At 61.4% G+C, this 24,717-nt stretch carries 26 protein-coding genes and 1 tRNA gene; 15 read left to right on the forward strand and 12 right to left on the reverse strand.

Translation table 11 applies throughout. The features are described from left to right. Positions 1 to 67: 67 nt before the first annotated feature. The 3 genes from rpoN to ptsN all read left to right on the forward strand — a co-directional run bounded on the left by rpoN (position 68) and on the right by ptsN (position 3,094). Positions 68 to 1,744, forward strand: coding sequence for an RNA polymerase factor sigma-54 (gene rpoN, locus HP556_RS28450; RefSeq protein ID WP_175369396.1), 1,677 nt, complete (start codon positions 68 to 70; stop codon positions 1,742 to 1,744). 59 nt (positions 1,745 to 1,803) lie between these two features. Beyond that, positions 1,804 to 2,409, forward strand: a complete 606-nt coding sequence (gene hpf / locus HP556_RS28455; RefSeq protein ID WP_089266375.1) for a ribosome hibernation-promoting factor, HPF/YfiA family — start codon at positions 1,804 to 1,806, stop codon at positions 2,407 to 2,409. A gap of 223 nt (positions 2,410 to 2,632) precedes the next feature. Then, entirely contained in the window at positions 2,633 to 3,094 is a 462-nt protein-coding gene (ptsN, locus tag HP556_RS28460) for a PTS IIA-like nitrogen regulatory protein PtsN (RefSeq protein WP_089266376.1), read from the forward strand. 111 nt (positions 3,095 to 3,205) lie between these two features. On the opposite strand, the gene HP556_RS28465 is transcribed toward ptsN, so the two are convergent. The 10 genes from HP556_RS28465 to HP556_RS28510 all read right to left on the reverse strand — a co-directional run bounded on the left by HP556_RS28465 (position 3,206) and on the right by HP556_RS28510 (position 11,945). Further along, positions 3,206 to 3,733 carry a hypothetical protein gene (locus HP556_RS28465; protein WP_139285801.1) on the reverse strand — a complete coding sequence of 176 codons (528 nt, stop codon included), beginning with the start codon at positions 3,731 to 3,733 and terminating at the stop codon, positions 3,206 to 3,208. 32 nt (positions 3,734 to 3,765) lie between these two features. Then, entirely contained in the window at positions 3,766 to 4,374 is a 609-nt protein-coding gene (locus HP556_RS28470) for a hypothetical protein (protein ID WP_175369397.1), read from the reverse strand. Between the two features lie 336 nt (positions 4,375 to 4,710). Then, entirely contained in the window at positions 4,711 to 4,977 is a 267-nt protein-coding gene (locus tag HP556_RS28475; RefSeq protein WP_089266380.1) for a BQ00720 family protein, read from the reverse strand. Between the two features lie 107 nt (positions 4,978 to 5,084). Beyond that, complete coding sequence (locus HP556_RS28480; protein WP_068730313.1) at positions 5,085 to 5,510, reverse strand: Hsp20 family protein; 426 nt, start codon at positions 5,508 to 5,510, stop codon at positions 5,085 to 5,087. A 158-nt stretch (positions 5,511 to 5,668) separates the two neighbouring features. Continuing rightward, a complete protein-coding gene (locus HP556_RS28485) occupies positions 5,669 to 6,766 on the reverse strand; it encodes a sn-glycerol-3-phosphate import ATP-binding protein UgpC (protein ID WP_175369398.1) in 1,098 nt (365 codons plus the stop codon). 6 nt (positions 6,767 to 6,772) lie between these two features. Next, the gene (gene ugpE, locus HP556_RS28490) at positions 6,773 to 7,621 is read right to left on the reverse strand and encodes a sn-glycerol-3-phosphate ABC transporter permease UgpE (RefSeq protein WP_175369399.1); all 849 of its coding nucleotides are present in this window, start codon (positions 7,619 to 7,621) and stop codon (positions 6,773 to 6,775) included. After that, positions 7,621 to 8,502 (reverse strand): sn-glycerol-3-phosphate ABC transporter permease UgpA, encoded by an 882-nt coding sequence (gene ugpA / locus HP556_RS28495; RefSeq protein WP_175369400.1) that lies wholly within the window; start codon positions 8,500 to 8,502, stop codon positions 7,621 to 7,623. The genes ugpE and ugpA overlap by 1 nt, the downstream gene beginning before the upstream one ends. Before the next feature lie 105 nt (positions 8,503 to 8,607). Beyond that, positions 8,608 to 9,921 carry a sn-glycerol-3-phosphate ABC transporter substrate-binding protein UgpB gene (gene ugpB, locus HP556_RS28500; RefSeq protein ID WP_175369401.1) on the reverse strand — a complete coding sequence of 438 codons (1,314 nt, stop codon included), beginning with the start codon at positions 9,919 to 9,921 and terminating at the stop codon, positions 8,608 to 8,610. Positions 9,922 to 10,088: 167 nt separating this feature from the next. After that, positions 10,089 to 11,297, reverse strand: a complete 1,209-nt coding sequence (locus tag HP556_RS28505) for a CaiB/BaiF CoA transferase family protein (RefSeq protein WP_175369402.1) — start codon at positions 11,295 to 11,297, stop codon at positions 10,089 to 10,091. 222 nt (positions 11,298 to 11,519) lie between these two features. Then, complete coding sequence (locus tag HP556_RS28510; protein WP_175369403.1) at positions 11,520 to 11,945, reverse strand: organic hydroperoxide resistance protein; 426 nt, start codon at positions 11,943 to 11,945, stop codon at positions 11,520 to 11,522. A gap of 161 nt (positions 11,946 to 12,106) precedes the next feature. On the opposite strand from HP556_RS28510, the gene HP556_RS28515 reads away from it, so the two are divergent. Further along, complete coding sequence (locus tag HP556_RS28515; protein WP_175369404.1) at positions 12,107 to 12,565, forward strand: MarR family winged helix-turn-helix transcriptional regulator; 459 nt, start codon at positions 12,107 to 12,109, stop codon at positions 12,563 to 12,565. Between the two features lie 69 nt (positions 12,566 to 12,634). Here HP556_RS28515 and HP556_RS28520 read toward each other — a convergent pair. Further along, a tRNA-Ala gene (locus tag HP556_RS28520) sits at positions 12,635 to 12,710 on the reverse strand. A gap of 81 nt (positions 12,711 to 12,791) precedes the next feature. After that, positions 12,792 to 13,205: a TIGR02300 family protein gene (locus tag HP556_RS28525; protein ID WP_068730321.1), complete on the reverse strand. Its 414-nt coding sequence runs from the start codon at positions 13,203 to 13,205 to the stop codon at positions 12,792 to 12,794. A 147-nt stretch (positions 13,206 to 13,352) separates the two neighbouring features. Here HP556_RS28525 and aroA point away from each other — a divergent pair, with 147 nt between their 5' ends. The 11 genes from aroA (at position 13,353) to HP556_RS28580 (ending at position 24,679) form a co-directional block, all read left to right on the forward strand. Next, entirely contained in the window at positions 13,353 to 14,702 is a 1,350-nt protein-coding gene (gene aroA / locus HP556_RS28530; protein ID WP_175369405.1) for a 3-phosphoshikimate 1-carboxyvinyltransferase, read from the forward strand. Between the two features lie 111 nt (positions 14,703 to 14,813). Then, entirely contained in the window at positions 14,814 to 15,452 is a 639-nt protein-coding gene (cmk, locus tag HP556_RS28535; RefSeq protein ID WP_093757876.1) for a (d)CMP kinase, read from the forward strand. Positions 15,453 to 15,714: 262 nt separating this feature from the next. Further along, complete coding sequence (gene rpsA, locus HP556_RS28540) at positions 15,715 to 17,418, forward strand: 30S ribosomal protein S1 (RefSeq protein WP_068730324.1); 1,704 nt, start codon at positions 15,715 to 15,717, stop codon at positions 17,416 to 17,418. Between the two features lie 203 nt (positions 17,419 to 17,621). Beyond that, a complete protein-coding gene (gene sppA, locus HP556_RS28545; protein WP_175369406.1) occupies positions 17,622 to 18,602 on the forward strand; it encodes a signal peptide peptidase SppA in 981 nt (326 codons plus the stop codon). Positions 18,603 to 18,763: 161 nt separating this feature from the next. Further along, on the forward strand, positions 18,764 to 19,075 hold the full coding sequence (locus HP556_RS28550; protein WP_068730326.1) for an integration host factor subunit beta: 312 nt from the start codon (positions 18,764 to 18,766) through the stop codon (positions 19,073 to 19,075). Between the two features lie 87 nt (positions 19,076 to 19,162). After that, on the forward strand, positions 19,163 to 19,552 hold the full coding sequence (locus HP556_RS28555) for a LapA family protein (RefSeq protein ID WP_175369407.1): 390 nt from the start codon (positions 19,163 to 19,165) through the stop codon (positions 19,550 to 19,552). 57 nt (positions 19,553 to 19,609) lie between these two features. Next, positions 19,610 to 20,266 (forward strand): phosphoribosylanthranilate isomerase, encoded by a 657-nt coding sequence (locus tag HP556_RS28560; RefSeq protein ID WP_175369408.1) that lies wholly within the window; start codon positions 19,610 to 19,612, stop codon positions 20,264 to 20,266. Then, on the forward strand, positions 20,266 to 21,483 hold the full coding sequence (gene trpB / locus HP556_RS28565) for a tryptophan synthase subunit beta (RefSeq protein ID WP_120287734.1): 1,218 nt from the start codon (positions 20,266 to 20,268) through the stop codon (positions 21,481 to 21,483). The genes HP556_RS28560 and trpB overlap by 1 nt, the downstream gene beginning before the upstream one ends. After that, complete coding sequence (trpA, locus tag HP556_RS28570; RefSeq protein ID WP_175369409.1) at positions 21,480 to 22,316, forward strand: tryptophan synthase subunit alpha; 837 nt, start codon at positions 21,480 to 21,482, stop codon at positions 22,314 to 22,316. Before trpB ends, trpA begins: the two co-directional genes overlap by 4 nt. A gap of 105 nt (positions 22,317 to 22,421) precedes the next feature. Then, complete coding sequence (gene accD / locus HP556_RS28575; RefSeq protein WP_175369410.1) at positions 22,422 to 23,351, forward strand: acetyl-CoA carboxylase, carboxyltransferase subunit beta; 930 nt, start codon at positions 22,422 to 22,424, stop codon at positions 23,349 to 23,351. Further along, on the forward strand, positions 23,348 to 24,679 hold the full coding sequence (locus tag HP556_RS28580; protein WP_175369411.1) for a glutamate ligase domain-containing protein: 1,332 nt from the start codon (positions 23,348 to 23,350) through the stop codon (positions 24,677 to 24,679). Before accD ends, HP556_RS28580 begins: the two co-directional genes overlap by 4 nt. Positions 24,680 to 24,717: the final 38 nt, after the last annotated feature.

Genomic DNA, 24,717 nt, shown 5'->3' on the forward strand with positions numbered 1-24,717 from the left:
CGTGTACATCAGGCCGGGAAAGAGATAAGCAAGAAACGGACCAACTTTTGGATCGGTTTTTGCCTCCATGGCGCTGACGCAGAGACTAGAGTTCCGGCAATCCCAGTCGCTGGTGATGACGCCGCAGCTGATGCAGGCCATCAAGCTCCTGCAGCTGTCGAATCTCGATCTCGCAACCTTTGTCGAAGATGAACTGGAGCGCAATCCGCTGCTGGAACGCGCCAGCGACGGTCCTGAGCCGCCAGTGGCCGGCGAGGCCAGCCCCGAGCGCAGCGAGTTTTCGAGCCAGGACGAGGCGGGCTATGCCTCCGGCCACGACGATGGCGGCGACCATTCCGATTTTTCCGATCGTTCAGGCGGCGACAGCTTCGATGCGCCGGCGCCCGACGAGTGGATGAACCGCGAGCTCGGCACCCGCGCCGAGATCGAGCAGACCCTGGACACTGGGCTGGACAACGTCTTCTCCGAAGAGCCTGCAGAGGCCGCTGCACGCAACGCGCAGGACGCAGCCCCGACCGCCTATACCGAATGGGGCGGCGGCGCCTCCAACGACGACAGCTACAATCTCGAGGCCTTCGTTGCCGCGGAAGTGACTCTCGGCAGCCATCTCGCCGAACAGCTCTCGGTGGCGTTCTCGTCGCCCGCGCAGCGCATGATCGGTCAGTATCTGATCGATCTCGTCGATGAGGCCGGCTACCTGCCACAAGATCTCGGCGACGTGCATGAGCGGCTGGGCGCCTCTGTAGACGATGTCCAAAGCGTTCTCGGTGCGTTGCAGAAATTCGATCCGCCGGGTGTCTGCGCGCGCAGTCTCAGCGAATGTCTCGCAATCCAGTTGCGTGAACAGAACCGTTACGACCCCGCGATGCAGGCATTGGTCGAGCATCTCGATCTCCTGGCCAAGCGCGACATCGGCAATCTCAGAAAAATCTGCGGCGTCGACGACGAAGATCTGACCGACATGATCGGCGAGATTCGCAGGCTCGATCCGAAGCCCGGTCTGAAGTTTGGCTCGGCGCGAACACAGACCGTGGTGCCTGATGTCTATGTGCGGCCGGGTCCTGATGGCGGCTGGCATGTCGAGTTGAACAGCGACACGCTGCCGCGCGTTCTCGTGAACCAGGTTTATTATTCCGAATTGTCGAAAACGATCCGCAAGGATGGTGACAAGTCGTACTTCACTGATTGTCTACAAAATGCGACCTGGTTGGTGCGTGCGCTCGATCAGCGCGCGCGTACTATCCTAAAGGTTGCGACCGAGATCGTCCGGCAACAGGATGGCTTCTTCACGCAGGGTGTTGCGCATCTTCGGCCGCTGAATCTCAAGGCGGTTGCTGATGCCATTCAAATGCATGAATCGACGGTGTCGCGCGTTACCGCCAATAAATACATGGCGACAAATCGCGGCAGCTTTGAATTGAAATACTTCTTTACGGCATCGATAGCGTCGGCTGATGGTGGCGAAGCGCATTCGGCTGAAGCGGTGCGACATCACATCAAGCAATTGATTGATGGAGAAAGTCCTTCTCTTATTCTTTCGGACGACACGATCGTGGAACGCTTGCGCGAAGCCGGAATTGATATCGCGCGCCGTACCGTTGCCAAATACCGTGAAGCCATGCGTATCCCGTCTTCAGTTCAGCGCCGGCGCGACAAGCAGAGTATGCTCGGCAATGCACTCACGGCACCCGCCACTCCGTCCGATAGGGCACCCGACCGATCCCGCGACACTGCACCAGCTTGATTGCACTCCCGTGGAAACGGGATACTGTCGGTTCAAGGCAGAAGAATCGAGGCATCAGCATGACCCTTCGTATCTCGGGAAAAAGCATCAATGTCGGAGACGCTTTGCGAGGCCGCGTGAGCGAGCGGACCGATGAGGTCCTTCGCAAATATTTCGATGGCAACTATTCCGGTCACATCACGCTCAGCAAAGACGGCTTCGGCTTCCGCACCGATTGTGCGTTGCATCTTGATTCCGGAATTACGCTCGAAGCGGACTCCAATGCAGCGGATGCTTACGCCAGCGCCGATCAGGCGCTGCTTCAGATCGAGAAACGTTTGCGTCGCTACAAGAGCCGGCTGAAGGATCGTTCCGCGCGCAAGACGCATGCTGAAAATCAGGCAATGGCTGAACTCACGGCCCCGACTTTGGACGCGCCGAGCTACATCCTTGAGGCGCCCGATCATGAGGGCGATGCCGACAGTGGCTACGATCCGGTCATCATTGCCGAATCGACCAGGTCGCTGAAGCGGTTCTCGGTGAGCGAAGCTGTCATGGAACTTGATTTCACCGGCGCGGCCGTCGTGCTATTCCTGCATGGCAGTACCGGTCGGGTGAATATCGTGTACCGCCGAGGCGACGGTAACGTGGGTTGGGTCGATCCACCGGTGGTTAAACCGTCCTGACGGCATTGACGCCCAAACGGCCCCTCCCTATGGTCCGCCGCCTTTGACAGGGTTATACCGGTCAATGGATTTCGCATGGGGGGTTCCGGTGCTAGAGTACGTCCGGGCGTTCGCGCCCGGCGCGTTTTCCATCACAGGAACGATGTCCCTTTCCAGTCTTTCTTGACGCTGCCGGTTTTGGTTCTAACTACCCGCTGACGGTCAAACATCCTCGGAACGGTCAATGACAATTACCGATCTGGTCGCGCCCGAGGCGATAATCCCGGCGTTGAAGGTCAACAGCAAGAAGCAGGCGCTGCAGGAGCTCGCTGCGCGCGCTTCCGCGCTCACCGGTCAGAACGACCGCGCCATTTTCGAGGTGCTGTTGCAGCGTGAGAAGCTCGGTACGACGGCCGTGGGCTATGGCGTTGCCATTCCGCATGGCAAGTTGCCGAAGCTCGACAAGCTGTTCGGCCTGTTTGCGCGTCTCGATCGTCCGATCGATTTCGAGGCCATGGACGGCCAGCCGGTCGATCTGGTGTTTCTGCTGCTGGCGCCGGAAGGTGCGGGCGCCGATCATCTGAAGGCGCTGGCACGGATCGCACGTCTGCTGCGCGATCAGGACGTCGCCAAAAAGCTGCGTGCCTCCCGTGACGCTCAGGCGATCTATTCGGTGCTCGCTTTGCCGCCAGCGACAGCCGCCTAACCATCTCACCCCGCAGCTTACGCTGGAAGCACCCGGTTGGACCGGGCGTTTCTCTGTTCCGAACCAGATCCCTGCTTGCGCGGAGATGGAAGGCTGGTTGGCCTTGCCAGCTTACGCCGCGAATTCCTTGGCCGAGATTGGAGCGAGCGACTCGTTGCGCACCGCCTGCCGCGCGGTGATCGATGCGAGCTCGTTCATGGCCGCAGAGGCAGCTTCGGCTTGCGTTTCGGCACGGATCGATTCTGCTTCTTCCGCTGCAGCGACTGCGCGCGACGATGCTGCCATCCGCAGTGCGGTCTGGATCTCGTTGGAATCCGCGCCGCTCTTGAGCAGCAGCAACGTCAGCAGCGCCTTGACGTCGGAATTCATCGCGTCTGCGCTCTGCTTCATGCGTCGCACGGCCGCTGACGTTTCAGGAACGTTGACGGCGGTTGCGGGACGAAGCTTGGCGACGTTGCTGCCTGAAGCTTCTATGCCCTGCATGCGCATCGGATTGGCATATTCTTCCGCCATCATTACCCGCGATGCGGCAGCAAGCTGCAGAGCATTGTGAATCTCCGGCGAACTGGTGCCGGTCTTCAGCAACAGCAAAGTGAGGAGAGCTTTGACGTCCGAGTTCATCGCGGCAGTGTTTTGCATTGTGTTCCTCGCTTGTGAGAAGAGTGACTGAGCTAGTTGAAACGTCGTCCGAACAGCTTTTCGAAGAAGGTTGGTTGTGGCGGCTCGGGGTGAGTGATTTCGGCGACGAGTTTGGGTGGCTTGGGCCGCCGGACGTCACGCTTCACCCGCAGCTTTGACAGCAGCATGGTCGGCCCAGGCATGGCCGCGGGCTCGGCGAAGGTCGTGAGCGTGCCGTCCTCGAGGCTGCCGCGGATCAGGATTGGTGAGAGAAATATGGGATCTGCGAGTGCAGCAGCCGTCGCAAGGCGCGCGTTATTTAGAGTGCCGAGGCTCTGAACGGCCTCGATACTCCATTGCCCGAGCGGCAAGCGGTCTGACTTGGTCACGAAAGGCGGGCTGCTGTCGGGTGCGATGATGAGAGGGACGGTGCCGTCGGCGCGCATCAAGAATACGGTGGCAGCTGCGCAGCCCGGTGCAAAGACGAGGATCGCGAAACAGGCTGCGATCACTGGCCGACTATCAAAACCCCAGGAGCCGGTCCGGGGAACTGCCTCTGATTTCGGAGCGGTGATCGTTGCACCGAAGCTCCGTAGCAAGTCTTCGACTTGAACTATCTGCGCTTGTGTCGATCCATTCATGGCGACCTCGAATCTCAACATGACCAGATTTTCTCAAGTCATGGTGAATGCGTAGTCACCATTTTCTTCTGTGAAACAGCAGCAAAGATCAGACGCAATGATGCCATCGCGTCGGATACCCAGATTGCTATTGATGGGGGGATCAGTTTTTCAGATGGCGCAGCGGATGAGAGGTCGCGTGCGAATCGATTGCGTCCGTTAATGTGCTCACGATATTGACGACGGGTTAAATAGATACCGCGTCATGCAAGCCGAGCGCCTGCGCGTGATGATCGTCGTTTGGACGCTGGGATACTCAACATTGGGATACGCGGCTGTCACCGCGTATCCTGACGTCTGCATGCTGGCCGGTTCGCGTTAGTGAACGCTGACGGTCTGCAATTCCTGGCTCCATGCATTCGCGATCGCCGCTTCACGGCTGTCGGTGAGCATGATCGGCGTGCCGTCGGCGGCGTGCAGCGCGAACAGCTGCAATCCCGGCGCAATCTCCGGCGCCTGCGGGAACAGTCCCGGCACATCTTCCGAGCGAACCGGCTTCACATAGGCGATCATACCTTCGCCCAGATGCGCCAATGCTTCGGTGGTGACGGCGGCATTTTCATTGATCGTAACAACTTCAGTCATCGTCTCGACTCCTTCTATGAGATCAAGCGGTCGAGTCCGCTACTCGTTCCATACTCAGGATGCATGACCTGATCGAAAAACCGGAAACCAGTTTGTCGGGTCATGCATTATTCGTGTTCATTGATAGCGATTGTCTTAATGACCCTTTCAGGCTCGGGCCTGGCCAGATCAATCGACAACAGCCCGTTCTTTAGATCCGCACCCAGCACCAGCATCCCCTCTGCCAGCACGAAGGTGCGCTGGAAGTGGCGCGCGGCGATGCCGCGATGGATGTATTGCCGGGTCTTGTCGTCCTGCTGGCGGCCCCGGATCACGAGCTGGTTTTCCTCGGTGGTCACATCGAGCTGATCGCGGGTGAAACCTGCGACCGCCAGCGTGATCCGCAGGCGTTCGGGTTGACCGTTATTACGGTCGCACCGCTCGATGTTGTAAGGAGGATAACCGTCGGCACCTTTGACGACGCGATCGAGCGCACGCTCAATCTCGTCGAATCCCAAAAGGAACGGACTAGATAACGAAGGAACACGAGACATACCTACAAAGCCCTCTCGAAGCGACTTTGAGGGGCCCTTACGGCACCCCTGGCCAATCGGCACTCTGCCAACCGGTCAATCAACAATATGGGCATGCCAAAGCCCGGTTCAAGCACCTCTAAATTGCCGGGAAACCGTTACTAAGGCCTTGAAACCGATCAGATATCGATCCGGTTGCGGCCGTTAGCGCTGAACAGGTGCAGTTTGTCGCGGGAAGCCGTGGCGCGGATCGAAGCACCGATGGCCGGGGCATCCTGGCCGGGGATACGCACGATGACCTCGCCCTCGGGCAGCTCGCCCGGAGTGGCGCTGACGGCCTTCTCGGCCCGCGCACGGGTGCCATAGACGAAGGTTTCCGCGCCGACCCGTTCGATGGCCTCGACCGTCAGGTTCAGCGTGATGCCGCCGTCAGTTGCGGCCGCGCCGGAAATCGTAAGGTCTTCCGGCCGGACGCCCAGGATACCGGCCTCGGCGGCGCTGCGGCTGTCGCCGGCGAACTGCGCACGGATCTCATTGCCGCCCAGCTTGATCAGGTTCATCGGTGGCGCGCCGATGAAGGAGGCGACGAAAGTGGTCGCCGGCTTGCGGTAGATATCGAGCGGACTGCCGATCTGCTCGACCTGGCCGCCGTTCATCACCACCAGAATATCCGCCAGCGTCATCGCCTCCAACTGATCGTGGGTGACGTAGATCGACGTCGTCTTGAGGCGACGTTGCAGCTTGCGGATTTCGACCCGCATGGCAACGCGCAGCTTGGCATCGAGATTAGACAGTGGCTCGTCGAACAGGAACACTTTCGGTTGCCGCACGATGGCGCGGCCCATGGCGACGCGCTGGCGCTGGCCGCCGGACAATTGTCTGGGCTTGCGATCGAGCATGCCGGCGAGTTCGAGTGTCTGAGCGGCTTCGCGTACGCGCGTATCGATCTCCGGCTTCGGCATGCCCCTGTTGCGCAGGCCGTAGGCCATGTTGTTGTAGACGCTCATATGCGGATAGAGCGCGTAATTCTGAAATACCATGGCGATGTCGCGATCTGCCGGCTCGATCTCGTTGACGACACGGCCGCCAATATCGACCTCGCCGGAGGTGACGGTCTCGAGGCCGGCGACCATGCGCAGCAAGGTCGACTTGCCGCAGCCGCTTGGTCCTACCAGCACGCAGAACTGGCCGTCGCCGATTTCGAACTCGATGCCCTTGATGGCCTCGAAGCCGCCGGGATAGGTCTTACGGACGTTGCGCAGCGAAACATTGGCCATCTGAATTTACTTCTCCGTCTCGACCAGACCGCGCACGAACCGCCGCTGCATGAACACCACCACGGCGACAGGAGGCACCATCGCAAGGATCGCCGTCGCCATCGCGAGTTGCCATTCGGCGAGTTCGTCCGTCGTCGTCAGCATCTTCTTGATGCCGGTGACGATGGTCTGCATGGATTCCTGTGTCGTGATCAGCAGCGGCCACAGATACTGGTTCCAGCCATAGATGAACTGGATCACGAACAACGCTGCCATCGTCGTCACCGACAGTGGCAGCAGCGTATCCTTGAAAAAGCGAAAGGGACCGGCGCCGTCGATGCGCGAGGCTTCGAGCAGTTCATCGGGGATGGTCATGAAGAACTGGCGAAACAGCAGCGTGCCGGTGGCCGACGCAATCAGCGGCAGGATCAGCCCGGCATAGGTGTCGAGCATCTTCAGATCGGCGATCACCTTGTAGGTCGGATAGATACGGACCTCGACCGGCAGCATCAGCGTCACGAAGATGATCCAGAACGCCGTCTGGCGGAACGGAAAACGGAAATACACCACGGCATAGGCGGAGAGGATCGAGATCACGATCTTGCCGAGCGCGATGCCCATTGCCATGACGAACGAGTTCATCAGCATGTGGCCGACCGGCTCGCGGCTGGCGCGCGATCCGCCGACGAAAATGGCTCGGTAATAGTTCTCCAGCGTATGACTGCCCGGCAGCATCGGCATGTTGCCGTTGACCACCGTTGCTGCGTCATGTGTCGAGGCGATCAGTGCGACATAGACCGGGAATACGACGATGAACACGCCGAAAGTCAGGATCGCGTAAGCGAGGATGTCGTTCCAGCGGCGGTGCTCGACCATCAGTACTGCACCTTGCGCTCGACATAACGAAACTGGATGGCCGTGAGCACGATCACGATCACCATCAGGATCACCGACTGCGCTGCCGATCCGCCGAGGTCGCCGCCGAGCCTGCCGTCGGCATAGACCTTGTAGACCATGGTGGTCGTCGCCCCGGCCGGCCCACCACCCGTGACGGCGTCGATGATGCCGAAAGTGTCGAAGAACACATAGACGACGTTGACGACCAGCAGGAAGAACGTGGTCGGCGACAGCAGCGGGAACGTGATCGTCCAGAATCGCCGATATGGCCCGGCGCCATCAATCGCCCCGGCCTCTAGTACGCTGCGCGGGATCGCCTGCAGGCCGGCCAGGAAGAACAGGAAATTATAGGCGATCTGCTTCCACACCGCGGCCATGACGACGAGCGCCATGGCGTGGTTGCCGTTCAACATCGGATTCCAGTTGAAGCCCATCATGCGCAGCGGCCGTGCCATGGTGCCGAGGGAGGGATGGAAGATGAACAGCCACAGCACGCCGGCGACGGCCGGCGCCACCGCATAGGGCCAGATCATCATGACCTTGAAGGTCGGTGCTGCTTTCAGATTCTTGTCGGCCTGGGTGGCGAACAACAATGCGATTGACAGCGAGAGCGCCGCGACCAGCGACGAGAATACCACGGTCGTCGCCATTGCCTTGTAGTATTCCGGCTGGGCAAGCAGCGCCTGATAGTTCTCCAGCCCGATGAATTCCGAGTTCAGGCCGAACGCGTCCTCGCGCAAAAACGATTGCCAGACAGCCTGGCTGGCCGGCCAGTAGAAAAACACCAGGGTGATGACCAGCTGCGGCACGAGCAACAAATATGGCAGCAGCTTACCCTTGAAGACCGCGGACTTTTCCATGCAGTTCGTCGTGCCCCAGAAAGCAGCCTCATTCTGCTCATGTCATCGCCCGTCCAAGCGCGCAATTGCGCGCGAGGCCGGGCAACGACAGCGTCCGCTTGAATACTACTTCGCAGTCTTTTCGAAGGTCCGCAACATGGCGTTGCCACGGCTTACGGCAGTATCGAGTGCCTGTTGTGCCGTCTTCTGGCCACCCAATGCAGCCTCAATCTCTTCGGACCAGACGTCTCGCAGTTGCACCATGTTGCCGAACCGCAGGCCGCGCGAATTTTCGGTCGGCTCCTTGTTGGTCAGCTCCTTCAGCGGGGTCTGCAGGATCGGGTTCTTGTCATAGAAGCCGTCGGCCTTGGTCTTTTCATAGGCGGCCTTGGTGATCGGCAGATAACCGGACTCCTGATGCAGCTTGGCCTGCCGATCTGTGTCGGACAGGAAGCTGAAGAATTTTGCGATGCCCTTGTATTCCTCAGGCTTCTTGCCGCCCATCACCCACAGCGAGGCGCCGCCGATGATCGAATTCTGTGGCGCGCCGGTGACGTCGGGATAGTAGGGCATCGGCACCGAGGTAAAGGCGAATTTGGCGGTACCCTTCGCCGTCGCGTAATAGCCGGACGAGGTCATGAAGAGCGGGCATTCGCCGGAGCCGAAGCGACTCTCGCTGGCGTTGGCGCGACCGGAATAATCGTAGGTCTTGTCCTTCTGCAATTCGATCAGTGTCTGCAGATGTTGGACATGGAGTGGCGAATTGAATTTCAGCTCGGTGTCGAAGCCGTCGAGTCCGTTCGCCTTCGTGCCGATCGGCACGTTGTGCCATGCCGAGAACTGCTCGATATTGGCCCAGGTCGCCCAGGCATTGGAGAAGCCGCAGGTCGCATAGCCGGCCGCCTTGAGCTTCTTGGCGCCCTCGAACACTTCGGGCCAGGTCTTGGGAATTTCGGCAATATTGGCCTTCTTCAGCGCATCCAGATTGACCCACATCACCATCGACGATGAGTTGAAGGGAAACGACAGCATTTCGCCCTTCGATGTCGAGTAGTAGCCGGTGATCGCGGGCAGGTAGTTGTTTGGATCGAACGGCTCGCCCGCATCCTTCATCAGCTGGTAGACAGGTTTGACGGCGCCCTTGGCGCTCATCATGGTCGCGGTACCGACCTCGAAGACCTGCAGGATGTGCGGTGCGGTGCCGGCGCGAAATGCTGCGATGCCGGCATTCATGGTGTCGGGATAGCTGCCCTTGAAGGTCGGGACCACCTTGTAGTCCGGTTGGCTGGCATTGAAGTCAGCCGCGAGCTTGTTGACGATGTCGTTGTTGCCGCCGGTCATCGCGTGCCACCACTGGATCTCGGTCACCGCTTGCGCGGGCGAAGCGAGCGCCAGCGTGCATGCGAACAGAGTGGCGAGTGCGAATTGGGGGCGGATCATCCAGTTTCTCCCGTTAGCCGTCATCGTCTCGTTGCAACAAAGCTGCGCCGGATGACGTGCATGCGACATTTTGACAGCGCGGATGCTAGGCGGGAAATGGCGGCGTTGGGAAGCCGCAAAAAGTCGAAGACGAACGGGGCTGCGGATCGCGCAGCCCCGTGTTGTTCTTATCGCTTGCGCTCGGAGCCGCTCACGGTTCCTTTGGCGACCAGCTCCTTGATCTCATCACCGGAGTAGCCGAACTCGGTGAGGATCTCGTTGAAGTGCTCGTTGAACTTCGGCGGCACGTGGCGCAGGCTCGCTTTGGTGCGGTCGAAGCGGACCGGCGAGGCAACGCCCTTGTACCAGTCCTTCTCGATGATATCGCCGCGATGCTTCGTGTGGGCATTGGCGAGCGCCTTGTCGATCGACTGCACCGGGCCTGCCGGCAGGCCGGCGCCGAGCAGGCGCTCGCACAGCGGTGCGCTGTCGTGATCCTTCAGGATCGCTTCCAGCTCGGCACGCAGCGCATCGCGATTCTGCACGCGGTCACGGTTGCGTGCGAAGCGCACGTCCGTGCCGAGTTCCGGCTTGCCAAGTTCGCGGCACAGCTTCCGGAAGGTGCCGTCATTGCCGACGCCCATGAAGATATTGCCGTCGCGGGCAGCGAACACGGCATAGGGCACTAGGTTCGGATGCTCGTTGCCGGTCAGTGCCGGCGGCTTGCCACCGTTGTAGAAATAGTTCGCGGTATGCGGGTGCATGATCGCGAGACCGGTTTCGTACAATGTCGCCTCGACGAATTGACCGAGACCCGATTTGGCGCGCTCGGCGAGCGCCATCAGGATGCCGACGCAGGCATAGAGACCGGTCGCCATGTCGACAAGCGCGACGCCGATGCGGGTCGGGCCGCTGTCCTGTGAGCCGGTCGATGCCATCAGGCCGACCATCGACTGGATGATCGCGTCATAGCCGGGGTGGCCGCCATGCGGGCCATCGCCGCCGAAGCCGGAGATGCGGCAATGGATCAGCTGCGGGAATTTCTCGCGCAGGAAATCGTTGCCGATGCCCCATTTGTCGAGCGTGCCGGGCTTGAAGTTCTCGATCATCACGTCGGCATTTTCGAGCATCCGCATCAGCACAGTACGACCGCCCTCGGAGGCGAGGTCGAGACCGATCGAACGCTTGTTGCGGTTGGTGCCGATGAAATAGGCCGCATCGTCGTCGTGGAAGGGGGGGCCCCAGTCGCGCGTCTCGTCGCCGGCGGGCGGCTCGACCTTGACGACGTCAGCGCCGTGGTCGGCCAGGATCTGGGTGCAATAGGGTCCGCCAAGAACGCGCGACAGATCGATCACGCGCAGGCCGGCAATCGCGCCGGGAGCTATGGGCAAGCTCATTCAATCAGCCTTCTCTCAAGTGTCGTTGGGATATTTTTATGCCAGAGAGCATGTAAGGGCTGTCAGAGCTAGCGGGCTTCCGGCTGGTCAGCAATGGCCTTGTCCGGGCAGCGGCTATGGCCAGAGCGAGGGTATGGCGCAACCGCCAGACGAACGCGAACGGGCTCGGCCGATGGCCGAGCCCGTTCGTATCGAGAGTCAATTCGTTTGCGTCGCCGAAACTCAGACGATCACGGTGCGGACGTCGATATTGCCGCGTGTAGCGTTGGAATACGGGCAGATCTGATGTGCCTTTTCGACCAGCGCTTCGGCTTCCGCGCGCGGCAGGCCCGGCAGCGAGACCGCGAGTTCGACATCGAGGCCGAAACCGCCAGCCGAGCGCGGGCCGATGCCCACGGTGGAGGTGACCGACACATCGGCGGGTACCTTCGGGCCGCCCTGCGAGCCCACGAACTTCATCGCGCCGATGAAACAGGCAGCATAGCCGGCCGCGAACAGCTGCTCGGGATTATTGCCTGCGCCGCCTGCGCCGCCGAGTTCCTTCGGCGTGGTGAGTTTGACGTCGAGCGCGCCATCAAGCGTAGCGGCGTGGCCATCGCGGCCACCGGTTGCCTTGGCACTGGTCTTGTAGAGCACGTTGACAGACATGGTGTGTCTCCTCGTTGTTTGTATCTTGCCTCATTATAATTGCGCACAATTAGATTGTGCACAATACATAAAATGCGTGACGCAATCGAATTGTGCTCAACTGATCGTGAAGGGGTTGGGGTCTGGCGTCAGCTGTGGCCAAATAAGCTCCGGAGATCATCATGGCCAAGAAACCCGCACCTGTTCCGCTGCTGCAGCTCGATAACCAGCTCTGCTTTGCCGTCTATTCGACCGGCCACGCGTTCAACCGCGTCTACAAGCCGCTGCTGGACCGATTGAAGCTGACCTATCCGCAATATCTGGCGATGCTGGTGCTGTGGGAGCAGGACAATGTGCCGGTGAAGGACATCGGCGAGCGGCTGTTTCTCGATTCCGGCACGCTGACGCCGCTGTTGAAGCGGCTGGAAGCGGCCGGCCTGATCAAACGCACCCGCAGCATCGAAGACGAGCGGCAGATGCTGATCGCATTGACGGCGCAAGGTCAGGCGCTGCGTGAAAAAGCCAAGGCTGTGCCGCAGGGAATCCTCGCAGCGTCAGCCTGCACGGTCGGCGAAATGGCTGCGATGAAAAATGAACTCGTGGCGCTACGTGATCGGCTGAACGCAGCGCTCGGGGATTAGCGCGGTCATTCTCTACGAGGATGGGTTGGTGCGGCTTGCCGAGCCGAAGCTCGCGAAGCGAGCGAAGGATGGTGGAGCCAGGCGGGATCGAACCGCCGACCTCTTGCATGCCATGCAAGCGCTCTCCCAGCTGAGCTATGGCCCCAATACCTGCGACGCACTGGGTGGGGCGTCGCGCGGCAAACCAAGATCACATATCAGGAGTGATCTCAAGTCTCTTCTGAGCTTAACTTTCTTCGTCGCCCGAGACGTCGCCGATGATGTCGGTCACGTCCTCATCGCCTTCTTCTTCGTCGGCAATGAAGGTCGAATCATCGTCCTCATCGTCATCGATCGTGTCATCGACTTCGATATCGTCCTCGGATTCCAGCACGGCAGCCTTCTTGCCGGTATTTTCCTCGGCGTCGGCTTCCTCCAGCGAGACCAATTCTTCGCTCTCGGCGGCTTCCGGAGTTTCTGCGGCGGCAGATGCTGCAGCTGCGCGTGCAGCTGCATCCGCGCGGGTCCGCGGCGGCGCAATCGGCGCAATCGGCACAACCTCGCCCGTATAAGGCGAAATCACCGGGCTCTTGTTGAGGTCGTAGAACTTCTTGCCCGTCGTGGGGCAAATGCGTTTGGTTCCGAGATCGGATTTGGCCACGTGAAGGGTCCTGGGGATTTTTTGAAAAACGGTGCTTCACTTGGCTAGTTGACGCGCCCCTGTCAATAGCGGTTTGCGTGAGAATGACCGCTGCGTGACGCAGCGTGGCTCATATGCTACGAGCCGCCTGCGCGAAGGAACACAATCTTGACCCAATCAGACACAGCCGCCGCCCAGCCGACCCCGCTGACCGCGCGAAAATCCGGCGCCCTGCGCGGCTCTGCCCGCGTGCCCGGCGACAAGTCGATCTCGCACCGGGCTCTTATTCTGGGTGCCTTGGCGGTCGGCGAGACCCGGATTACGGGGCTGCTGGAGGGCGAGGACGTCCTGAATACCGCCAAATCGATGCAGGCGCTGGGCGCCAAGGTCGAACGAACAGGCGATTTTGCGTGGAAGGTCAACGGCGTCGGCGTTGCCGGCTTCGCCGCGCCCAAGGCGCCGCTGGATTTCGGCAATTCGGGTACCGGGTGCCGGCTGGTGATGGGGGCGGTCGCGGGCTGTCCGATCGAGGCGACATTCGATGGCGACGCGTCGCTGCGCAGCCGACCGATGCGCAGGATCGTTGATCCGTTGGAGCTGATGGGCGCCAAGGTCACCGCGAGCCAGGACGGCGGGCGTCTGCCGTTGACGCTCAAAGGCGCGCGTGATCCGCTGCCGATCGTCTATCGTACCCCGGTAGCTTCCGCCCAGATCAAGTCAGCCGTGCTGCTGGCCGGCCTGTCGGCCCCGGGCACCACCACGGTCATCGAGACCGAGGCCAGCCGGGACCACACCGAGCTGATGCTCAAGCATTTCGGCGCCGAGATTACTTCCGAAAAAGAAGGCGCGCACGGCCGCAAGATCACGCTCACCGGCCAGCCCGAATTGAAGGGTGCCGATGTCGTGGTGCCGGCAGATCCGTCCTCCGCAGCATTCCCGATGGTTGCGGCATTGATCGTGCCGGGCTCCGAGATCGTACTCACCGATGTGATGACCAATCCGCTGCGCACCGGGCTGTTCACGACGTTGCGCGAGATGGGCGCATCCATCGAGGAAAGCGATATCCGCGGCGATGCCGGCGAACCGATGGCGCAGTTCCGGATCAAGGCCTCGAAGCTGCACGGCGTCGAAGTGCCGCCGGAGCGCGCGCCGTCGATGATCGACGAATATCTGGTGCTGGCTGTGGCTGCGGCGTTTGCCGAAGGCACGACCATCATGCGCGGGCTGCAGGAGCTGCGCGTGAAGGAATCCGACCGTCTGGAAGCCACTGCGGCGATGCTGCGGGTCAACGGCGTTAATGTCGAGATTGTTGGCGATGACCTCATCGTGCACGGTGACGGTCGCGTTGCCGGTGGCGGCCTCGTTGCCACCCATATGGATCACCGTATCGCCATGTCGGCTCTGGCCATGGGCCTCGCTTCCGACAGACCGGTGACCATCGACGACACGACCTTCATCGCGACCAGCTTCCCCGATTTCATCCCGATGATGCGTCGGCTGGGTGCTGATTTTTCGTGAGCTGGGCTGGCGTGGATATTTCCCGAGGCGGGTGCTAAGTCCGCGCAGGTCGCGCGAGCCTAGCTCCCGATCCACCGCCATTCATCGTGACAAGACGAGCACGCGCAACGCATGATCATTGCTATCGACGGTCCCGCCGCATCTGGAAAAGGCACGCTGGGCAAACGGCTTGCGCATCATTACGGTTACCGGCACCTCGATACCGGCGTGATCTATCGCGCGGTCGCCAAGGCGATGCTCGATCTCGGTGCGGACCTGACCGATGAGGCGCAGGCCGTGGCTGTCGCCAGTGAGCTCGATCCCGAGAAATTCGGCAATCCGGCGCTGAAGACCCAGGAAGTCGGTGATGCGGCCTCTGTGGTCTCGGCTATCCCGCGGGTGCGGGAGGTGCTTTTGAACTTCCAGCGGCGTTTTGCCGAGGATCCGCCGGGAGCGGTGCTTGACGGCCGCGACATTGGAACCGTGATCTGCCCCCATGCCGACGTGAAGATCTTCGTGGTGGCCGATGCCAGGGTCCGCGCCCGCCGGCGCACCCTGGAGGCTCTTGGACGGGGCGAGGTGGCCGATGAGGCCGCCGTGCTGGCGGATATCATCAGGCGCGACGAACGCGACCAGAACCGCCCGATTGCGCCTCTGAAGCCGGCCACGGATGCATACTTGCTGGATAACTCCAATTTGGATATAGAAGGCGGCGTCCGGGCCGCCATCGACATTGTCGAGGCCGTCCGAGCGGGCCGGCAGCGGGTCTGATTTTTCTTTCTTTCCGAAAGACCTCAGACAAAACCGTTGCCGTCATTGGAGGAAAGCCCGCTCCCGATCTCGAGCTGCGATACGCGCTTAAGGCTCCGGACACCATCAAGACCCTACCCACGTTTCGATCGTGAAGGCATGCTGCCGGCCCGTTCTTGCATCCTCCTGCAAGGCGGTCGTTAGAGGTTGCGGACCCCTGACACTTCACATTTGAGACGCCCATTAACCCGAACGGCCGGCGATACCCGCATCTGGAGAACAAATGGCTTCGACTGCTTCTTCGTATAATCCTTCCCGCGATGATTTCGCGGCAATGCTCGACGAGTCCTTCGCGGGCGGCAACCTTCAGGAAAGCTCTGTCATCAAGGGCATCGTGGTTGCGATTGAAAAGGACATGGCCGTCATCGACGTCGGCCTGAAGACTGAAGGCCGTGTGGCACTGCGCGAATTCGCCGGTCCCGGCCGTGACAGCGAACTCAAGGTCGGCGACGAAGTCGAAGTGTTCCTCGACCGGATCGAAAACGCACTCGGCGAAGCCGTTCTGTCGCGCGACAAGGCCCGCCGCGAAGAGAGCTGGGGCAAGCTCGAGAAGGCCTTCAACAACAATGAGAAGGTTCACGGCGTCATCTTCAACCAGGTCAAGGGTGGCTTCACCGTCGATCTCGACGGCGCAGTGGCCTTCCTGCCGCGTTCGCAGGTGGACATTCGTCCGATCCGCGACGTCGCTCCGCTGATGAACAACTCGCAGCCGTTCCAGATCCTCAAGATGGATCGCCGCCGCGGCAATATCGTCGTGTCGCGTCGTACGGTTCTCGAAGAGACCCGCGCTGAACAGCGTCAGGAACTGGTCCAGAACCTTGAAGAAGGTCAGGTCATCGACGGCGTCGTCAAGAACATCACTGATTACGGTGCGTTCGTTGACCTCGGCGGTATCGACGGCCTGCTGCACGTCACCGATATCGCGTGGCGCCGCGTCAACCACCCGACTGAAGTGCTCACCATCGGTCAGACGGTCAAGGTCAAGATCATCAAGATCAACCACGAGACCCACCGTATCTCGCTCGGCATGAAGCAGCTGCTCGACGATCCGTGGCAGGGCATCGAGGCGAAGTACCCGCTGAATGCACGCTTCTCGGGTCGCGTCACCAACATCACCGACTACGGCGCATTCGTCGAACTGGAGCCGGGCATCGAAGGCCTGATCCACGTGTCGGAGATGTCGTGGACCAAGAAGAACATGCACCCCGGCAAGATCGTTTCGACCTCGCAGGAAGTCGAAGTGCAGGTTCTCGAAGTCGACAGCGTCAAGCGCCGCATTTCGCTCGGTCTCAAGCAGACCATGCGCAATCCGTGGGAAGTGTTCGTCGAGAAGTTCCCGGTCGGCTCGACCGTCGAAGGCGAAGTCAAGAACAAGACCGAGTTCGGTCTGTTCCTCGGCCTCGAAGGCGACGTGGACGGCATGGTCCATCTCTCCGACCTCGACTGGAAGCAGCCGGGCGAGCAGGTCATCGACAACTTCAAGAAGGGCGACATGGTCAAGGCCATCGTCCTCGACGTGGATGTCGAGAAGGAGCGTATCTCGCTCGGCGTCAAGCAGCTCGAAGGCGACCCCTTCGCAGAGCCGGGCGACGTCAAGAAGGGCGCTGTCGTGACTTGCGAAGTGATCGAAGTGAAGGAATCCGGCATCGACGTTCAGATCGCCGGCACCGACTTCACGACCTTCATCAAGCGTTCGGAACTGGCGCGTGAGCGTTCGGATCAGCGCGCTGAGCGTTTCGCCGTCGGCGAGAAGGTCGATGCCCGCGTGATCCAGTTCGACAAGAAGGCCCGCAAGGTCCAGGTGTCGATCAAGGCTCTCGAAGTGGCGGAAGAGAAGGAAGCCATCGCGCAGTACGGATCGTCGGATTCGGGCGCGACCCTCGGCGACATTCTCGGCAAGGCGCTCAAGCAGAGCACCGACAAGTAAGCGCGCAAGTAAGTTTCGACTCACTTGTTTGCTACCAATTGGGGCCCCGGTTTCACCGGGGCCCTTTTTGCTGTTTCGACCATGTTTTCTTCATATTGCCTCGCAATTGATGTATTTGAGATACCTCAAGTAAACGCTGCCCGGACGACAGATGCAGCATCCGCCAGACGCAAGCTCTCCCGAGGGCTTCCAGGAGATTTCCGATGTCGCTTGATTCCGATGTGATCGTCGATCGCCGCAGGATACGTCGCAAGCTGACGTTCTGGCGCGTGGCGGCGGTGCTGGTCGCGGTCGCTGCGGTGGTCGTCGTCGGCGTCGTCGTGACACGATCGGGCTCTGAGGCGCTGTCGTCGTCGGGGGCGATCGCGCGCATCAAGATCGAGGGCCTGATCCAGAGCAACAATGATCGCGTCGAGGCGCTGGAGCGGCTGGAGAAGTCATCCGCGGCAGCGGTGGTGGTACATATCAATTCGCCGGGCGGCACCACGGCTGGCTCTGAGCAGCTCTATGACGCGCTGATGCGCCTCAAGGCCAAGAAACCGATGGTCGTTGTCGTCGAGGGCCTGGCCGCATCGGGCGGCTACATCGCGGCACTCGCATCCGACCATATCGTTGCGCAGCAGAGCTCGCTGGTCGGCTCCATCGGTGTTCTGTTCCAGTTTCCCAATTTCACGGGGTTGATGAAGACCGTCGGTGTCGAGGTCGAGCAGGTCAAATCCTCGCCCCTGAAGGCGGCGCCCAATGGTTTCGAGCCGACCAGCCCGGAGGCGCGGGCAGCGCTGGAATCGCTGGTGAGGGACTCCTACGGCTGGTTCCGCGGGCTCGTGCAGAGCCGCCGCGCCATGGATGACGCGCAACTACAGAAAGTCGCCGATGGCCGTGTTTTCACGGGGCGCCAGGCCGTGGACCTCAAGCTGATTGATCAGCTTGGCGACGAGAAAGCCGCCGTGGCGTGGCTGGTATCCGAGAAGAAGATCAAGAGTGACCTGCCGGTTCGCGACTTCAAGCTGACGCCTAAATTCAGCGATTTCACCTTCCTGCGCGCTGCTGCGACGATCACGCTCGACGCTGTAGGTCTTGGTGCGATCGCGCGGCAGGTCGAGCAGGCGGGCCTCGCGCAGGCCATGGATGGCTTCGGCCTCGATGGCATGCTGGCGTTGTGGCGGCCGGCCACCACTAACTAGGGAACCGCTCGTCCTGTTCTTTCCGCACTGCAAGGAAGGCTGCAACAACGGTTTCGGGCATTTGTCACGCATTTTCGAAGGTGCCCGAATTCATTTAGCGTCTTGACAGTTCAAGGCATTTTCACGGAAATGCATCCTCCCGTTCAGAGTCCAACGTCTCGATGATCAAATCCGAACTCGTTCAACGCATCGCTGAGCATAACCCGCACCTCTACCAGCGGGATGTTGAGAACATCGTGAATGCAATTCTCGATGAGATCGTGGCCGCGCTGGCACGCGGTGACCGTGTCGAACTCCGCGGCTTCGGTGCATTTTCGGTGAAGCATCGCCCGGCCCGTGCGGGCCGCAATCCGCGTACCGGCGAGCATGTTCCGGTGGACCAGAAGAGCGTTCCGTTCTTCAAGACGGGCAAGGAAATGCGCGAGCGCCTGAATCGCGACGATGCTGCACCGGAAGCAAGCGCAGCGACATAAAGAACTTTGAGGTAGCGCGCATTCGGGCCGACAGGCCTGAGCCAGATAGCGGAATGCGCGCCCGCATCGCCTTCGCGAGAGATGTTGATGCGCAAATTCTTCTCAGCTCTGGTGATCATCCCCCTCGCGATCGTCTTCGTCGTGTTCGCCGTCGCCAATCGTCATCTGGTCACGGTGTCCTTCGATCCGTTCAACAGCAGCGTTCCGGCGGTCGGCGTCACGCTGCCGCTATTCGCCGTGATCATCCTGTCGGCCATCCTGGGTGTCATCGCAGGCGGTATGGCCACCTGGTTCAGGCAGGGCCACTGGCGCCGTGCAGCGCGCCAGCGCGAGGCCGATGCGCAGCGGGCCCGCGCAGAACTGGCCGATTTGCGCGCCCATACTGCGACCGCTTCGCGGAATGGTACGCAGCGGCTCCCGGCGCCGGGTTCCCCTTATATGGCCGGTGAGCGAGACAAGTCCGGCGCGACGTTGTAGAACCCCGCGCATAGGCTTTTCCTGCCATTCCCGGTATTGCCAGCGGCCATTTGAAGCATGTCTCTGATCGTCAAAATTTGCGGCCTGTCCACTCCGGAGACGCTCGATGCGGCTCTGGTCGGCGGCGCGGATATGGTCGGCTTCGTGTTCTTTCCGCCGTCGCCGCGCCACGTCACGCTCGACGTTGCGCGGGCTTTGGGCAAGCAGGCGAAGGGCCGCGCCGTGAAGGTTGCGCTGTCGGTCGATGCCGATGACGCGGATCTCGAAAACAGCATCGAAGCCTTGAAGCCCGATATCCTGCAGCTCCATGGCAAGGAGAGCGTGGCGCGGGTGCGTGATATCAAACAGAAGTTTGGCCTTCCGGTGATGAAGGCGCTTGCCGTCGAGACCAGGGCCGATCTCGCAGCATTGCCCGGCTATGCCGCGGTCTGCGATCGCATCCTGTTCGATGCCAAGGCGCCGAAGGATGCAACGCGTCCGGGTGGTCTCGGCGCGGTCTTCGACTGGCATCTGCTCGAAGGCCTCGATCTGAAGCTGCCCTTCATGGTGTCGGGCGGCCTCAATGCCGCCAACGTCGCCGAGGCCCTGCGCATCACGCGGGCCGGCGGTGTCGATATTTCATCCGGCGTGGAAAGCGCGCCGGGCATCAAGGATCCCGACATGATCCGCGCTTTCATCCGCGCCGCGCGCGCAACGGAAGAGTTGACGACCTGATGACTCAAGCCATTCCCAATTCCTATCGGTCCGGTCCCGACGACACCGGTCACTTCGGCATTTTCGGCGGCCGCTTTGTCGCCGAGACGCTGATGCCGCTGATCCTCGATCTGCAGAAGGCCTATGAGGACGCCAAGGCCGATCCCGCCTTCCGCAAGGAGATGGATGGTTATCTCAAGGCCTATGTCGGCCGCCCGTCGCCGCTCTATTTCGCGGAACGTCTCACCGAGCATCTCGGCGGCGCAAAAATCTATCTGAAGCGTGAGGAGCTGAATCACACCGGCTCGCACAAGGTGAACAACGTGCTCGGCCAAATCATGGTCGCGCGCCGCATGGGCAAGAAGCGCATCATCGCCGAGACCGGCGCCGGCCAGCATGGCGTGGCGACGGCGACGCTCTGTGCGCGCTTCGGCCTCGAATGCATCGTCTATATGGGTGCGGTGGACGTCGCCCGTCAGCAGCCCAATGTGATCCGCATGGAAATGCTCGGCGCCAAGGTGGTGCCGGTGCAGGTCGGCGCACGCACGCTGAAAGATGCGATGAACGAGGCGCTGCGCGACTGGGTCACCAATGTGCACAACACGTTCTATTGCATCGGCACCGTCGCCGGCCCGCATCCGTATCCGATGATGGTGCGCGACTTCCAGTCGATCATCGGCGAGGAAACTCGTGTGCAGATGCAGGAGATCGAAGGTCGTTTGCCGGATTCGCTGATCGCCTGCATCGGCGGCGGCTCCAATGCGATGGGGCTCTTCCATCCGTTCCTCGACGATCCTTCGGTCGATATCTACGGCGTCGAGGCGGCGGGCCACGGGCTCACCAACCTGCACGCCGCATCGATCGCTGGTGGCCGTCCCGGCGTGCTGCATGGCAACCGCACCTATCTCTTGATGGATGAAGATGGCCAGATCCAGGAAGGCCATTCGATCTCTGCCGGCCTAGATTATCCTGGTATCGGCCCCGAACATTCGTGGCTGCATACGATCGGCCGCGTGAAATATCTGTCGGCGACCGACGAGGAAGCGCTGGCCGCATTCCAGTTGCTGTCGAAACTCGAAGGCATCATCCCGGCGCTGGAGCCAGCTCATGCCCTCGCCAAGGTAAGCGAACTCGCGCCAACGCTGCCGAAGGATCACCTGATGGTCGTCAACCTCTCCGGCCGTGGCGACAAGGACGTCCCGCAGGTCGGCGATATCCTGAAGGGCAGGCAGTCGTGACCACCCGCATCGATACCCGTTTCGCTGAGCTCAAGGCCGAAGGCCGCGCGGCTTTTGTCACCTTCGTGATGGCTGGCGATCCCGATCCCGCCACCGCGCTCGAAATCGTCAAGGCGCTGCCCAAGGCCGGTGCCGACATCATCGAGATCGGCATGCCCTTCACCGATCCGATGGCCGACGGCCCGTCGATCCAGGCCGCGGGCCTGCGCGCGCTGCAGGCCGGCATGACGCTGCGCAAGACGCTGCAGCTCGTGCGCGACTTCCGCAGCTCCGACAACAAAACGCCCATCGTCCTGATGGGCTACTACAATCCGATCTATATTTACGGCGTCGATAAATTCCTGCCTGACGCCAAGGCCGCGGGCGTCGATGGTCTGATCATCGTCGATTTGCCACCGGAAGAAGACGCTGAGCTCTGCCTGCCGGCAATCAAAGCCGGATTGAACTTCATCCGTCTGGCCACACCGACCACCGATGACAAGCGCCTCCCGGCGGTGCTCGCGAACACCTCGGGCTTCGTCTATTACGTCTCGGTCACCGGCATCACGGGATCAGCTAGCGCGGATTCATCCGCCGTGAGCGCGGCCGTGGCGCGGATCAAGCGCCATACCAAACTGCCGGTCTGTGTCGGTTTCGGCATCCGGACGCCGGAAGCGGCGCATGACATCGCGCGGCATGCCAACGGCGCGGTGGTCGGAACGGCGCTGATCGATGCGCTGAAAGGCTCGCTGGATTCCGATGGCAAGGCCACGGCCAGGACCGTCAGTGCGGTCGCCGATTTGGCCGCAGCCCTCGCCCAGGGCGTTCATGGGGCCAAACAGGCTGCGGAATAAGCCACAATTGGCCTCCATCAACCGGGAACAACGGTTGCCGGGCTCCGTCCTGGCCGCCATATAGATATCAGAGCGACGCACCATCTCAGCGACGCGGAGACACATATGAATTGGCTCACCAACGTCGTCCGGCCGAAGATCCGCAGCATCCTCAAGCGCGATACGCCCGAGAACCTCTGGATCAAGTGCCCGGATACAGGGCAGCTCGTGTTCTACAAAGACGTCGAGAGCAATCAGTTCGTCATTCCCGGCTCGAACTATCACATGCGCATGGGCGCCACCGCCCGCATGAAGTCGATCTTCGACAACGAGACCTGGTACGACGTGGCGCTGCCCGAAGTGATCGCCGATCCGCTGAAGTTTCGCGACGAGCGCAAATATGTCGACCGCATCAAGGATGCCCGCACCAAGACCGGCATGAACGATTCAGTGAAGGTCGGTTACGGCAGGATGGAAGGCTCCGGCGTCGTCGTCGCCGTACAGGATTTCGATTTCATGGGCGGTTCGCTCGGCATGGCTGCCGGTGAAGCGCTGGTGCGCGGGCTCGAACTCGCGGTCGAGAAGAAGTCGCCCTTCATCGTCTTCGCAGCCTCCGGCGGCGCCCGCATGCAGGAAGGCATTCTTTCGCTGATGCAGCTGCCGCGCACCACCGTCGGCGTGCAGATGCTGCGCGAGGCCAAGCTGCCTTACATTGTCGTGCTCACCAACCCGACCACCGGCGGCGTCACCGCGTCCTATGCGATGCTGGGCGACGTGCAGATCGCCGAGCCCGGCGCGCTGATCGGCTTTGCCGGTGCGCGCGTGATCGAACAGACCATTCGCGAAAAGCTGCCGGAAGGTTTCCAGCGCGCTGAATATCTGCGTGACCACGGCATGATCGACATGGTCGTGCATCGCCACGATCTGAAGCCGACGCTGGCGCGCCTGTGTCGCCTGCTGACGAAGTCTCCGGCCATTGCGAGCCCGCCGCGCGCGGAGAGCATTCCGGCCGAGATCCTCGTGGCTCCGGACGCGGTGCCGGCCGCTCACGCGTGAGCACCTCCGCGCCGCCATCGTCGCCCGACCTCGGCGAGATTCTGGCGCGGCTCTCCAAGCTGCATCCGAACGCCATCGATCTGTCGCTGGACCGCATGCAGCGGCTCATGGCGCAGCTCGGCAATCCCGAGCGCAAGCTGCCCCCGGTCATTCATGTGGCCGGCACCAACGGGAAGGGCTCGACCATCGCCTATCTGCGCGCGATCTGTGAGGCCGCAGGCCTGCGCGTTCACGTCTATACCTCACCGCATCTCGTCCGCATGAATGAGAGCATTCGCCTTGCTGGCACATTGGTGAGCGATGACGCATTGCGTGACGCGTTCGCTTGGGTCGAGACGATCAACGCTGGCGCTCCGATCACGCTGTTCGAGGCTGAGACCGCCGTCGCGTTCGGTCTGTTCGCAAAGTCTCCCGCCGATATCGTGCTACTCGAAGTCGGCCTCGGCGGGCGGCTCGATGCGACCAACGTGATCGAAACGCCCGCCGCCTGCGTGCTCACGCCGATTACCATCGATCACACCGACTTCCTCGGCGACACGCTCGCGAAAATCGCAACCGAGAAAGCCGGCATCATCAAGCGCCGCGTGCCGGTCATCACGGCCGAGCAAGCGCCTGATGTAACCGATGTGATCGAACAGCAGGCGCGCAGGATGCATGCGCCGCTTGTGAGCGCCGGGCAGGAATGGCACGTCAATATCGAGCGCGGCCGCCTCGTGTATCAGGATGATCGCGGGTTGATGGATATTGCTGCGCCGCGGTTGTTCGGGCGCCATCAGTTCGGCAATGCGGGTCTGGCGATTGCGGCATTGCGCGCGCTGGATATCTTCAAGATCGATCCTGCCGCCTATGAAACCGGTGTGGCGCGCGCCGAATGGCCGGCGCGGATGCAGCGGCTGACGTCGGGCAAGCTTGTCGCGGCGGCGCCTGCCGAATCCGAAGTCTGGCTCGACGGCGGTCACAATGCCGATGGCGGGCGCGTCATCGCAGCCGCGCTCGGCGATCTCGAAGAGCGCGTGCCCCGGCCGCTGGTGGTGATCGCCGGCATGATGGCCAACAAGGATGCGACGGGCTTTCTGGCGAATTTCGCCGGCCAGACCCGCCATATCATTGCGGTGAAAATCCCCGGCCGCGACGGCGTCATGGCGCCGGATGCGTTGGCCGACGCCGCGCGGAGTCTCGGCATGCGCGTCGAGACGGCGCCGAGCGTCGCCGATGCGCTGCAATCTCTCACTAGGCTCGCCTATGAAGTGCCTCCGCGGATCCTGATCGCAGGCTCGCTCTACCTGGCCGGCCATGTGCTTGCCGAGAACGGCACGCTACCTGCATAGAATCGCATCGATACAAGTGATCTCTGATTGATCTTTGC

Origin of the sequence: Tardiphaga robiniae, assembly GCF_013359755.1 — a bacterium.
Classification (GTDB): domain Bacteria; phylum Pseudomonadota; class Alphaproteobacteria; order Rhizobiales; family Xanthobacteraceae; genus Tardiphaga; species Tardiphaga robiniae.